Genomic DNA, 12,070 nt, shown 5'->3' with positions numbered 1-12,070 from the left:
CCACGGGGGCCGTCCGGCAGCCGGGGTGCGGCTCATGTCCGTACCTCCGCGCCCGGAACCGTGCCGGTCTCCCCGTCCGTCTCCGCCTCCGCGCCCGCCGGGCTCCGGTGGTCGAAGGCGATCAGGGGGTCGCCGGTCAGGGGGTGGTCCACGACCGCCGCCCGGACCCCGAACACCTCCGCCATCAGCGCCGGGGTGAGCACCTCGCGGGGTGTGCCGGAGGCGACGACGCGGCCCCGGTGCAGGACGTGCAGCCGGTCGCAGACGGAGGCGGCGGCGTTGAGGTCGTGCAGCGAGACCAGGGTGGTACGGGCCTGGGCGCGCAGCAGCGCGAGCAGTTCCACCTGGTGGCGTACGTCGAGGTGGTTGGTCGGCTCGTCCAGGACCAGGACGTCCGGCTGCTGGGCGAAGGCCCGCGCCAGCAGGACCCGCTGGCGTTCGCCGCCGGACAGCTCGGTGAAGCGGCGGTGGGCGTGCCCGGCCATACCGGTGTCGGCGAGGGCGCGCGCCACGATCCGGGCGTCGGTGGCGTCCTCGGCGGCGAAGGCCCGCTTGTAGGGGGTGCGGCCCATGGCGACGACCTCGCGCACGCTCAGCTCGAAGTCGCCGCCGCGCTCCTGCGGCAGCGCGGCCACATGCCGGGCCGCCCGCACGGCGGTGAGCTCGCGAAGGTCGGTGCCGGACAGCAGCACCCGCCCGGCCACCGGTCGCAGATGCCGGTAGACGGTCCGCAGCAGCGTCGACTTGCCGCTCCCGTTCGGCCCGACCAGACCGGTGATCTCGCCCTCGGCGGCGAGCAGACGCGCCCCGGCGACGACGGTACGGCCGCCGTAGGCGACGTGCAGGTCCTCGATGTCGATCCTCAACTGCCGCTCCCCAGCCGCCGGTCCAGCAGATACAGCAGCGCCGGGGCGCCGATCAGCGAGGTGACCACCCCGACCGGCAGCTCCTGCGCGGCCATGGCCGTACGGCACACCGTGTCCACGACCACCAGCAGCAGCGCGCCAAGCAGCGCCGACAGCGGCAGCAGCCTGCGGTGGTCGCCGCCGGCCAGGAGGCGGCACACGTGCGGGACCATCAGTCCGACGAAGGCGATGGCCCCCGACACGGCCACCAGGACCCCGGTGAGCAGACTGGTGACCAGGAACAGCTCGCGCCGCAGCCGTACGACGTCGATGCCGAGCCCGGCCGCCGTCTCGTCGCCCATGAGCAGCGCGTTCAGGCCCCGGGCGCGGGCCTGGAGGACCAGCAGCGCGAGCGGGACGGCGAGCGCGGGGACGGCCAGCAGCGGCCAGGTGGCGCCGCCGAGGCTGCCCATCAGCCAGAACAGCACGCTGTGCGTCTGCTGTTCGTCGCCGGCCCCCAGGACGAGGTAGCTGGTGAAGCCGGACAGGAACTGGCCGATGGCCACTCCCGCCAGGACGAGCCTGAGCGGCGCGAAGCCGCCGCCGCGCCGGGCCACCGCCCACACCAGCGCGAAGGTGGCCAGCGCCCCCGCGAACGCGGCGCCCGACAGCCCGAGCCCGAGCGCGCCGCCCGCACCGGCGCCGAGCACGAGGGCGGCGACGGCGCCCAGCGAGGCGCCGTTGGAGATGCCCAGCAGATACGGGTCGGCGAGCGGGTTGCGTACCAGCGCCTGCACGGCCGTGCCGACGACGCCGAGCCCGGCGCCGACGAACGCGGCGAGCAGGGCGCGCGGCACCCGCAACTGCCACACGATCAGGTCGTCCGTTCCGGGCCGGGGCGCGTCGCCGGACAGCCGGCGCCCCACCACCCCCCACACCTCGCCGGGCGGGATGGAGGTGGAGCCGAAGGACACGGCGGCGGTGAGGGCGGCGAGGAGCGCGACGGCGAGGACGGCGGCGAGGGCGGGGGCGGACCGGGCGCGCGCCCCGCCACCCGGGTCCGGGGCCCGGGTGTTCTTCCGCGCGGGGACGAGGGACACCACGGCGGCTCAGCCCACCTTGCCGGGGTACAGGATCTTGGCGATGTCCCGGACGGTGTCGGCGTTGGAGACACCGGCGATGGTGGTCCGCTCGGAGCCGATCCGGACGAAGTGGCCTTCCTTGACGGCCTTGAGGCCCTTGGTGGCCGGGTTGTCCCGGAGCCACCTGCGCGCCTCGTCGAACGCCGCGTTGTTCGCGGCCTCGCCGCCCCGGTCGCGTACGCCGAGCTGGATCCAGTCGGGGTCCTTGGCGATGACGTCCTCCCAGCCGACCTGCTTGAAGTCGCCGTCGCAGCCGGCGAAGACGTTGCGGGCGCCCGCCAGGGTGATCACCGCGTGGGCGACCTGCCGGTTGCAGACGGCCACGGGCTGCTTGGTGCCGGCGTCGTAGTCGAAGAAGAAGTACGTGGGCCGGGCGTCCGGGGCGGTGGAGCCGACCGCGCCCCGCACGGCGTCCACGGTCTTCCTCATGCCCGCGACCAATTCCTTCGCCCTGGCGGAGGTGCCGGTGACGGCGCCGAGGGTGGTGATGTCGTCCTCGACGGCGGACAGGTCGGTCACGGGGCTCTTGCGGTCGGCCGCGCAGGCGGTGGACTTCAGGAACACGTGTCTGATCCCGGCGGCCCTGAATTCGGCCTCGGTCGGCGCGTCCCCCATGCCACCGCCCGCACCGCCGCCCATGCCGCTCATCGAGGCGAAGGTGTCGAGGTAGAGATCGGCGCCGGAGCCGAGCAGCTTCTCCTTGGCGATGACCGTCCGGCCGAGGACCTTCACCTGCTGGGCGCGCGCGTCGAGTCCGGCGGGCAGGGTGCCCTTGCCGGGCGGGAAGCCGGTGCCCGCCACCTTGTCGCCGGCGCCGAGGCGCAGCAGCAGTTCGAGCCCGGCCGCGTTGGCGGTGACGATTCTCTTCGGGGCGGCGGCGAAGGTGGTCCCGGCGCCCGCGCAGTCGGTGACGGAGACGGGGAAGCCGCCGGAGGCGGAGACGGCGGCGCCGCCCCTGGCGTCCCGGCCGGAGCCGGTGTCCTCGCCGTCCCCGTCGCCGCAGCCCGCCGCGAGGAGGCCGAGCACCACGGCCGTCGTAGGCCACCACACGCGAGAACGCATCGAAACTCTCCAGATCCACTCGGTACGCGGACGGACCTCCGCCGCCCGTTCCCAGTAGTCGCGGCGGACCCGCGGGGAGTTCCTGACGTATCCGGCCGGGTCCGCGCGCGCAGCCGCCGCCCGGGGCGGCGAGCGTCACATATCGGCTCCCACCTGCGTGAAGTCCGGCAGGATGGCCTCATGAGCGTGATCATCGACATAGCCGGACTGCCGCCCGAGCGCCTGGTCTTCGGCCCCGCGCCGCTGGCCGAACTGTTCGCGGCGCTGCACGCGCTGGCCGAGCCGGGGCACCACCCCGGGCTGCACGGGTGGACGACCGCGACCAACGCCGACCTCAAGCCGGACCTCGCGGACCGGCTGTGCGAGGCGGGCTTCCTGTGGACGTCGTCCTTCTCCGACATCTCGCTGCCGTTCGCCGCGCTGCCCGGCACCCAGGGGCGCCCCGGCGCCACCCTCGCCGAGGACCTGGACCAGCTCGACCGCCTGGACGACGACGTGTTCGTCGACGCGGCCCTGGAGATCTCGTGCACCAGCCAGTACGGCCGGGGCGGCCCCTCCCCGCTCAGCGACGCCCGCGCCCGCACCCACGCGCTGGAACGCGCCGCGGCGCGCGGCCCGCACCAGGTGGAGTTCGCCACCCGCCTCCTGGAGGACCCGCCCGCCGTACGGGCCTGGATACGGCGGCTGTTCGAGGACTGCGCGGAGGCGTTCTTCGACGACGTGTGGCAGCGCGTACGGGGCGAGCTGGCCGCCGACGCCCGGCACAAGACGCAGGTGCTGCGCCACAAGGGCCTGGCCCAGGCGCTGGCGGAGGTGTCGCCCGCGCTGACGCTGGAGGGCGACGGGACGCGGATCAGCGTGGACAAGCTGACCAGCGGCCGGACGAGCGCGCTGGACGCGGCCGTCGGCGCGGGCGTCACCTTCGTGCCGTCGTCCTTCGGCTGGCCCCATCTGTGGGTGCTGCACGCGCCCGGCTGGCGGCCGGTGATCCACTACCCGGCGGCGGCGCCGTCCCTGCCGGGCCCGGGCTCGCTGGACCTCCTCGAACTGCGCATGGAGGCCCTGGCCCACCCGATGCGTATCCGGATGTGCCGCTATCTGGCGCGCTCGGCGTACACCACGACGGAACTCGCCGCCGCGCACGACATCAGCGCGCCGGAGGTCTCCCGGCACATCGCGGCGCTGCGGAAGGCGGGCCTGATCACCACGCGCCGGCGCGGCCGGTACGTCCACCACCAGCTGGACCTGACGGTGGTGGCCCGGCTGGGGAGCGACTTCATCGAGGGAGTGCTGCGCTGATCAGTCCCGTCCGGCGGGCGGGGCGGACGGCAGCCGGGTCAGGCCGTCCAGGACGAGGTCGAGGAGGCGCTCGGCCTGGTCGCGCTGCTCGGGGGCGGCCGAGGTGAGGGCGATCCCGGCGAGCGCGGCGAACAGGTCGGTGGGGCGGATGTCGGTGCGGAAGACCCCGGCGTCCCGGCCGGCCTCCAGGAGCGTGGTCAGGGCCTCCTGGATCAGGTCGCGGCTGCGGCCGTAGGGGTCGCCGCCGGAGGCGACGACCGCGCGCAGGGCGTCGGCCATGCCGAGCTTGGCGGTGGCGTAGTCGACGAAGCGGCCCGTCCAGGTGCGCAGGGCCTCACGCGGGGGCAGCTCCGCGAGCAGCCCGGGGACGGCGTCGCACAGCCGGGCCACCTCGTTGCGGTAGGCCGCCTCGATGAGGGCTTCGCGGGTGGGGAAGTTGCGGTAGAGGGTGCCGGTCCCCACGCCCGCCTCCTTCGCGACCCGCTCGAAGTGGGCGTCGAGCCCGTCCTCGCTGAACACCCGCACGGCGGCGGCGAGGATCTTGTCCCGGTTGCGCCGGGCGTCGGCGCGCAGGGGACGCGGGCCCTGCCCTCCCTCTCGGTCCATGGGACGGTCCATACCCTTCTTCCCTTTTCTTCCCGATATCTTCTCGTTGCTAAGTGGAGGCGTCTCCACTTACGGTGGTGCTCTAACCGGCGGCGCCTCCGCTTATACGGTAGCCCGCCCTTTCGGAAGGATCACCATGCCCGCTTACGAGAGCGACGACGGCATCCGGGGCAAGGTCGTGGCCATCACCGGCGCCGGGAGCGGGATCGGCGAGGCCACCGCGCTGCTGCTGGCCGGGCGCGGGGCGAAGGTCGTGCTCGGCGCGCGCCGCGCGGAGCGGCTGGAGGCGCTGGCCGGACGGATACGGGAGGCGGGCGGCGAGGCCGCCTGGGTGCGTACGGACGTGCGGCGCCGCGCGGACCTGGCCGCCCTGGTCGACCTGGCCCGCACCCGCCACGGACGGCTCGACGTGCTCGTGGGCAACGCCGGGGTCGGCCTGATCTCCCCCTTCGACGACCTGCGCGTCGAGGACTGGGAGGAGATGATCGACGTCAACGTCAAGGGCGTCCTGTACGGGATCGCCGCGGCGCTGCCCGTCTTCCGCGCCCAGGGCAGCGGCCACTTCGTGAACACCGTCTCCACGGCCGGGCTGCGCGTGGTGCCGCTGCAAGGGGTGTACGCGGCCACCAAGAACGCCGTACGCACTCTCTCCGAGGGCCTGCGCCAGGAGGCGGGCGCGGGCCTGCGGGTGACGATGGTCTCGCCGGGGGTGACGCGTACGGAGTTCGCGGAGCCGATGGCACCGGAGATGAGGGCCAGGATCGCCCCCGGCATGGAGGAGATCGGGCTCGCGCCGGAGGCGGTGGCGCGGGCGGTCGCGTTCGCGGTGGAGCAGCCCGCGGGGGTGGACGTGGGCGACATCGTCGTACGCCCCACGGCACAGAATTAGCCTGCTCCTGGAGCCGATTAGGACAGGAACTGGCCCAGTTCGCCCGTAACTTGGATGTCGCAAGGGCGGGGAGGCAGCGGGCCTCTTCGCGCATACCGAGGGCGGACATCATGGTCACTCACGTTCCGGCAGAGGCTCCTGGCGACGAGCGCGGCGCGCTCCTGGCCTTCGTCGAGGCCCAGCGCGGCGCCCTGCGCCGCACCCTGCTGGGCCTGACCGAGGAACAGGCCGCGAGCCGCCCCAGCGCCAGCGGACTGTCCCTGTCCGGCCTGCTCAAGCACGTGGCGGAGGTCGAGCTCAACTGGCTCCGCATGGCCCAGCAGCGCCCGAACGAGAAGCAGCGCGACCAGTCGACGTGGCAGGAGAGCTTCGTGCTGGTCGGCGAGGAGACGGTGCCGCAGACGCTGGCGTTCTGGGACGCGGTCGCCGCGGAGACACAGGAGTTCATCCACGCCGTACCGTCCCTGAACGACACCTTCCCCCTCCCGCCGGCGCCGTGGTTCCCCAAGGACGGCCGGGTCTCGATGCGCTGGCTGCTGCTCCACCTGATCGAGGAGTTCGGCCGCCACGCGGGCCACGCGGACATCATCCGGGAGTCCCTGGACGGCAGGACGGCCTTCGAACTGGTGGCGCTCGCCAACGCGTGATTCCCGGGGGACCGCAGGGGGAACGGAGGGCCGCCACCGGGCCTACGATGCACGCGTATCCGTCAGGGTGACCGGGGGAGGCGCGGTGCGGGAGCTGGCAGCGGTGCTCGCGATGGAGGGCACGCCGGTGGGAGAGCTGAGCATCGGCGGCAAGATCGTGGCGGTGGCCTTCCCGCTGGCGGTGGCGCTCCTGGGCGCGGCGGTCGTCACGGACTACCGCGGTTTCGCGACCTGGCACCGAAACCGGTCCCAGCGGGACGCACCGACAGCGCTCCGGCCCACCACCCCCACCGGGCCGGAGAAGAGGGACCGGGCCACCGCGGCGATCCAGAAGATCGTGGGGTGGTGGTTCATGGTCCTGGGGACGGCGATGACGGTGGGGATGCTGGTCGGGGCTGTACGGGGGTGACCGGGGCCGCCTGCGGAGGGCGACCGGCGTCGCGGCGGCGGCGTCGGCCCCGGGGCTCGCGCCGGGGGCCCGGCCGTCACCACGCCATGTAGCCACACCCCGGCGTCCCGAGCAGGGTGACCCCCTCGGGACGCCGGACGAACGACCCGCGCCGGTCGGCGTGTTCTCGGCGCGGGCGTGGGTGTCGTCTCAGTCCGCGGGCCCCGCCGCGAACTCGCCCCGCAGGTCTCGCAGGATGCGGGCCGCCTCCAGCAGGCCCGCTCGGTCGCAGCGGCTCGCCGCCTCCGTCAGGCGGGTCCTCGCCGCCTCGTGGCGGTGCAGGCCGTTGCCCTCGATCAGGGCCGCGATACGGACCGCCTCCGCCCGGGAGGCCTCGCCGTGCTCGCCGCCCTGCTCGTAGGCCGCGACCGCCCGCTCCATCTCGGCCAGCGCCTGCGTGAACCGCTCCGCCTCCGCGAGGACGCGGGCGCGGCGGTAGTGGACGGAGCCCGCCGCGTACCAGGCCGCGAAGTCCTCCCGGTCCGGGGCCACCGCGGCGCGCACCTCATCGGCGTCGGTCAGGAACAGCTGGGCCGTCTCCAGGCCCTCCGCGCCCTCCGACACCATGGTGAGGCGGGCGAACTCGCACATCATGGTGACCATCGGCCCGGGATTGGGCGCCTCGGCGTGCGAGGCGGTGGCGCGCTCGTACGCCGTGCCCGCCGCGTCCCAGAGCCCCGCCAGCGCCAGGGTCGTGGCCGCCTCGGCCGCCACCAGGGTGTGCAGCGGCCGGTCCTCGCCCTCCCACTCGGCCACGATGTCCGCCAGCCGCAGGAACTCCTCGGCGGCCTCCCGGTACTCCTCCAGCGCCCGCAGCCCCCGGGCCAGGGTCAGCCGGGCCTGGGCCAGCAGGCGTACGTCACGCGAGCCCGCCGGGTCCTCGGCGAGGACGGACTCCAGGACGGCCACCGCGTCGGCCTGCTGCCCCGAGCCCGCCAGGACGTCCGCGAGCTGGAGCCGTATCTCGGCCGCCTCGTCGTGCTTGCCGTCGCGGTCGTGGCGTGCGGCGGCCTCCGAGAGGTGGCGTACGGCGCCGCCCTCGTCGCCCAGGTGCGTGGCGGCATGGCCGAGCATCGCGTACGCGGGGGCCATCGGGAAGGTGGCGTCGTCATAGCGGACCGCCTCCGAGACCGCCCGGTGCAGCAGCTCGACCGCCTCCTCGAACCGCTCCCCGATCAGCAGCAGTTGGGCGAGCCGGACCCGGACGCGCGGGGCGTACCAGGGGCGGTCGGCGGCCTCGACGTCCTTGAGCGCGTCCCGCAGCTCCGCCTCGGCCTCCGCGGCCCGCCCGCCGCGGGCGGCGAGGTCGGCCCAGAGCAGCCGGGCCTGCGCCCGCTGATGGGGCAGCCCGTACCGCTCCGCCCCCGCGCGCAGCGCCGCGTCGACCGCCTCGAACCGCTCCCGCGCGGACGCCGCGACGGCGGGGAGAGCGGCCGACGCCTCGTGGAAGGCGGCGAAGGTACGGGAGTGCAGGATGCCGAGGTACTCGCGGGCGGCGGGCGTCGCCGTACCCGGCGCGGGCTCCTCCTCGGCGGCCAGCAGGCGCTCCGCCTCGCGCAGCACCGCGTCCAGGCCCTCCCACCGCGCCGCGCTGTCGGCGAGCCCGTCCGCCCCGGCGCCCTCGTCGTCGCCCGGCACGGCGGTCCACGCCAGGCCCCGGGCCCGCGCCGCCAGCGCCTGCCACGGCATCCCGGCCCGCTCGAACAGCCCGGCGGCCTCCTCCAGTAGGGCGTGACTGCCCGCCAGGTCCTCGTCCACGGCCAGCGCGTACGCCCGCTGCTCGGCGAGCTCGGCGCGCAGCCGGTCCTCGGGGCCGAGCCGCTCGTCGTGGACGTACGCCCCGTCCGCGGCCCGGTCGGCTATCGCGGCCCACAGCGCGGTGTCACCGGGGTGGCCCACGGCCTCCATGCGGCGGGCCTCCTCCACCAGGGACACGAAGTCCTCGGGGAGCGTGCGTGCGGCGGCGGGGGCGGCCGGGGCGCTCGCCACCGCCGGCCGCGCCACCGCCGTGCGCAGCCCCAGCGGCAGCGGCTCCGCCAGCAGCGGACGCCGCTCCAGACGGGCCCGGCGCGCCTCGCCGATGTGCGCGGTGGCGTTGCGCGCGTCGAACGCCGCGGCCAGGCGGTCCGCGTCGGCCCGTACCGTGGCCAGGAGTTCACCGGCCGTCCAGCCGCGGCCGGGCGGCCCGGCGACGGCGGTGGCGGCGTGCCCGTCCTCGACGAGACGGGCGAGGAGGACCTCGACGCCGGTGAGGAAACCGAGGTGGTCCAGCGGCGCGCCGGTCGCCTCGAACAGCGGCCGGTTCTCGGCGAGGATCTCCAGACCGCGCCCCTCGTTGCGCGAGTGCGCGCAGAACTCCAGGTGCAGCCCCACCTCGTGCTGCATCCCGGCCTTGCCGCGCACCCGCCGGTACCCGGCGAGGTGGTGCGAGCGGGCCCGGTCCGTCTCACCCAGGCGCAGCAGCGGGAGCAGCGCCCTGGCCTGGCTCATCTGCGGCTCCTCGCTGCACGCGGCGGCCCCGTCCAGGACGGGCCGCCACAGGTCCAGCGCCGCGCGGTCGTCGCCCGACGCCACCTGGTGCGCGGCGAAGTGGCGGGTCTCGCAGGCCTCGCAGTCGCTCAGGTCCGTACGCGGCCGGGTCGCCCACAGGTCGTACGCGTCCGCCACCCCGGCGCCCGTGTGGGCCGCCAGGTGGTAGCGCATCGCGGCCACCGGCTGCATGCCGTGGCCCGCGCTCTCGTAACGGGCCCGCATATGGGCGATCCAGTCCTCGACGGCGGTCAGCGGCACCTCGGGGACCTGGAGCAGGGACGTCGTCACCCACTTGAAGCGCCAGAACAGCTGGTGCGCCTCCCAGTCGCTGAACGCGTCCGGGGAGTTCTCCCACAGCTTCAGCAGCCGGGCGAAGGCGACGGGGGACTTGCGGTGCTCGCCGGTGAACTCGTACGCCGCCATCAGCTCGTGCAGCGCCGTCACCAGGACGTCCGGCTTGTCGAACGCCTGGGCGGCGTCGACGAGTTCCTCGGCGGTGACGGTGCGGTGCAGGCCGTGCGGGCGGTCGTGGTTGTCCCGCAGCGCTTCGAACACGGCCTCCGGAGTGTCCAGCATCTACAGTTCCTTCCCGGGCGCGGAGTCCGTCGCGGCGTCGGGCGCGGCGGTGCCGTTGTGGTGCATGGCGTGGGTGAGCAGACCGATGAAGGCCCGGTTCAGCAGGGCGCTCTCACCGGCCTTGAGGGGACGGCGGCTGAGCAGCAGGGCCTGCCCGTACAGCGCCTCGGTGGTGGTGACGGCGAGCCCCCGCTCGGTGACCGTGAGGGCCTGGCGCACCAGCGGGTTGAGATGGTTCAGGACGAGCTGCGCGCGCGGGGTCTCGCTGCGCAGGGAGCCCAGGATGTCGGCCCACAGCCCGTCGCTCTCGGCGCTCAGTGTGGAGCGGGTGCGCTCGTGGCGGGCCTCGCGGTTGTCCAGGAGCAGCGCCGGGGCGGTGACGGGCTGGAAGTCGCGCAGCACCACGTCGCAGTCGTGCGCGCCGATCGTCTCGCGGGCGATGGCGAGGAACGCCGCCGCGCGCAGCTCGGCCGCGGGCTCCACCGCGTCGAGATGGGCGGTGACGGTGGCCGGGTCGAGATCGGTGACGGCGGTGCCCGGCCGCAGCTCGGGCAGCCGGTGCACGAGGTCGCGGTCGTAGGTGTAGCCGCCGTTGACCACGCCCAGGCCCGCGGCGGCGGCGATCGGGGCGACCTGGCGGAACTCCTCGACGCTGCGGCTGACCAGGATGGTGGCGTGCCCCCGGGCGAACTCCTCCAGCGTGACGTTGCCGTCCGTCGTCTCGAACGGCAGCCACGGCAGCACGATCCGCAGCAGCTCGTCGTCATAGCGGGCGAGCGCCTTGACCGCGAGGTGGTGGGTGTCGATGAAACGGTGCAGCAGCGCCGGATCGCTGGCGGCCAGGCCCGTGAGCCAGTCGCGGATACGGGTGGCCAGGGCGTCCCGTACGGCGGCGAGGGTGCCGTCCTCGTACAGCGCCTCGCGGGAGGCGGTCGGGCGCAGGCTGGTGGTGTCGACGACGCAGCGCACGAAGAACGCCCAGTCGGGCAGCAGCTCCGGGGCCTGGTCGGTGAGGAGCATGCCCTTGAGGTGCACCCGGTGCCCGGCGCGCTGCGCGGGGCTGACGGCGGTTGGCAGCACATAGGCGACGCCGCGCAGGCCGGCGGCGGGCAGGTCGAGCTCGATGGTGTCGAGCGGGGTGAAGTCGAACAGGCCGCGGCAGTACGCGGTCATCGCCTCGCGCCGGGCCAGCGGCGAGGCGTGCGACCGCTCCCACGGGGGTGTGTCGTTGACGCGGGTGGTCTCGCCGCGCGGCCCGACGACGGTGACGTCGTGCCTGAGCAGCGCCCCGTAGTGCCGGGCCAGCGCCACGACCTGGTCCGGGCGGGTCCACTCGGCGTTGTCCGCGCGGGGGATCAGCGTGACCGTGGTGCCCGGCTCGGGAGCGGCGGAGGCGGGCAGGGTGCGCAGGGTGTAGCGGCCGTCGCTGTGGCCGCGCCACTCGACGGCGGGCGCCGCCGGGTCGTCCGCGCGCCGGCTCAGCACGGTGATCTCGTCGGCGACGACGAAGCAGGCGAGCAGCCCGATGCCGAACTGGCCGATGAACTCGCCCCGGGCCGCGTCCAGCCCGGCCCCGTCGAAGCGGCCGTCGGCGGTGCGCTTGGAGCTGCGGCCGATGGTGGCGAGGAAGCGGTGCACATCCGCCTCGGACAGACCGATACCGGTGTCCGTGACGCTGAGGGTGTCACCGGTGCGCACGGTGATGGCGGCGGCGCAGCCCGGCTCGGCGGCCTGGCGCGCGGTGATGGCGTCGACGGCGTTCTGCAGCAGTTCGCGCAGGTAGACGCGGGGGCTGGAGTAGAGGTGGTGGGAGAGCAGGTCCACGAGGCCGCGCAGGTCGACCTGGAAGGTGTGGGCGGTCTCGGCAGAGGGGGACGAAGACGGGTGCGAGGACGAGGACGAGGACGAGGAGGACTGGGACACCGGAGGGAGTCTTTCGGTGGGTGCGCCTGTGCCGCGGTGGTACGGCGGGGGCGCGAGGCGGGCAGAGGGTGAGTGTGAGGTTGAGGGCGAGGGTGAGAGTG

General features: G+C 74.7%; 10 protein-coding genes. 4 read left to right on the top strand and 6 right to left on the bottom strand.

The genetic code is table 11. The features are described from left to right. Nucleotides 1-32 precede the first annotated feature (32 nt). The 3 genes from ACJA3G_RS17065 to ACJA3G_RS17055 are packed head-to-tail and all read right to left on the bottom strand — an operon-like array spanning nucleotide 33 to nucleotide 3,049. Nucleotides 33-866 carry an ABC transporter ATP-binding protein gene (locus ACJA3G_RS17065; protein WP_406553850.1) on the bottom strand — a complete coding sequence of 278 codons (834 nt, stop codon included), beginning with the start codon at nucleotides 864-866 and terminating at the stop codon, nucleotides 33-35. Continuing rightward, a complete protein-coding gene (locus ACJA3G_RS17060; RefSeq protein ID WP_406553849.1) occupies nucleotides 863-1,948 on the bottom strand; it encodes a FecCD family ABC transporter permease in 1,086 nt (361 codons plus the stop codon). Before ACJA3G_RS17060 ends, ACJA3G_RS17065 begins: the two co-directional genes overlap by 4 nt. A 6-nt stretch (nucleotides 1,949-1,954) precedes the next feature. Then, the gene (locus ACJA3G_RS17055) at nucleotides 1,955-3,049 is read right to left on the bottom strand and encodes an ABC transporter substrate-binding protein (protein ID WP_406553848.1); all 1,095 of its coding nucleotides are present in this window, start codon (nucleotides 3,047-3,049) and stop codon (nucleotides 1,955-1,957) included. A 180-nt stretch (nucleotides 3,050-3,229) separates the two neighbouring features. On the opposite strand from ACJA3G_RS17055, the gene ACJA3G_RS17050 reads away from it, so the two are divergent. Continuing rightward, entirely contained in the window at nucleotides 3,230-4,348 is a 1,119-nt protein-coding gene (locus ACJA3G_RS17050) for a DUF5937 family protein (RefSeq protein WP_406553847.1), read from the top strand. Here the strand turns inward: ACJA3G_RS17050 and ACJA3G_RS17045 are convergent, their stop codons facing one another. Next, nucleotides 4,349-4,954: a TetR/AcrR family transcriptional regulator gene (locus ACJA3G_RS17045; protein WP_406553846.1), complete on the bottom strand. Its 606-nt coding sequence runs from the start codon at nucleotides 4,952-4,954 to the stop codon at nucleotides 4,349-4,351. A 136-nt stretch (nucleotides 4,955-5,090) separates the two neighbouring features. On the opposite strand from ACJA3G_RS17045, the gene ACJA3G_RS17040 reads away from it, so the two are divergent. The 3 genes from ACJA3G_RS17040 (at nucleotide 5,091) to ACJA3G_RS17030 (ending at nucleotide 6,899) form a co-directional block, all read left to right on the top strand. After that, complete coding sequence (locus ACJA3G_RS17040; protein WP_406553845.1) at nucleotides 5,091-5,843, top strand: SDR family oxidoreductase; 753 nt, start codon at nucleotides 5,091-5,093, stop codon at nucleotides 5,841-5,843. A 110-nt stretch (nucleotides 5,844-5,953) separates the two neighbouring features. Beyond that, a complete protein-coding gene (locus ACJA3G_RS17035; RefSeq protein WP_406553844.1) occupies nucleotides 5,954-6,490 on the top strand; it encodes a DinB family protein in 537 nt (178 codons plus the stop codon). An 85-nt stretch (nucleotides 6,491-6,575) separates the two neighbouring features. Continuing rightward, nucleotides 6,576-6,899 carry a hypothetical protein gene (locus ACJA3G_RS17030; protein ID WP_406553843.1) on the top strand — a complete coding sequence of 108 codons (324 nt, stop codon included), beginning with the start codon at nucleotides 6,576-6,578 and terminating at the stop codon, nucleotides 6,897-6,899. 189 nt (nucleotides 6,900-7,088) lie between these two features. On the opposite strand, the gene ACJA3G_RS17025 is transcribed toward ACJA3G_RS17030, so the two are convergent. After that, the gene (locus ACJA3G_RS17025; protein WP_406553842.1) at nucleotides 7,089-10,046 is read right to left on the bottom strand and encodes a hypothetical protein; all 2,958 of its coding nucleotides are present in this window, start codon (nucleotides 10,044-10,046) and stop codon (nucleotides 7,089-7,091) included. Further along, a complete protein-coding gene (locus ACJA3G_RS17020; protein WP_406553841.1) occupies nucleotides 10,047-11,969 on the bottom strand; it encodes an HSP90 family protein in 1,923 nt (640 codons plus the stop codon). Nucleotides 11,970-12,070: the final 101 nt, after the last annotated feature.

Origin of the sequence: Streptomyces sp. YS-3 (assembly GCF_045257485.1) — a bacterium.
Classification (GTDB): Bacteria; Actinomycetota; Actinomycetes; order Streptomycetales; family Streptomycetaceae; genus Streptomyces.
The sequence above is the reverse complement of the archived record's forward strand: the minus strand, read 5'-3'. Positions and strand labels throughout refer to the sequence as shown.

Excerpts from the sequence above, each read along its gene's own strand:
- ACJA3G_RS17055 (WP_406553848.1), bottom strand. The coding sequence starts at position 3,049 with ATGCGTTCTCGCGTGTGGTGGCCTACGACGGCCGTGGTGCTCGGCCTC.
- ACJA3G_RS17050 (WP_406553847.1), top strand. The coding sequence starts at position 3,230 with ATGAGCGTGATCATCGACATAGCCGGACTGCCGCCCGAGCGCCTGGTC.
- ACJA3G_RS17045 (WP_406553846.1), bottom strand. The coding sequence starts at position 4,954 with ATGGACCGAGAGGGAGGGCAGGGCCCGCGTCCCCTGCGCGCCGACGCC.
- ACJA3G_RS17040 (WP_406553845.1), top strand. The coding sequence starts at position 5,091 with ATGCCCGCTTACGAGAGCGACGACGGCATCCGGGGCAAGGTCGTGGCC.
- ACJA3G_RS17035 (WP_406553844.1), top strand. The coding sequence starts at position 5,954 with ATGGTCACTCACGTTCCGGCAGAGGCTCCTGGCGACGAGCGCGGCGCG.
- ACJA3G_RS17025 (WP_406553842.1), bottom strand. The coding sequence starts at position 10,046 with ATGCTGGACACTCCGGAGGCCGTGTTCGAAGCGCTGCGGGACAACCAC.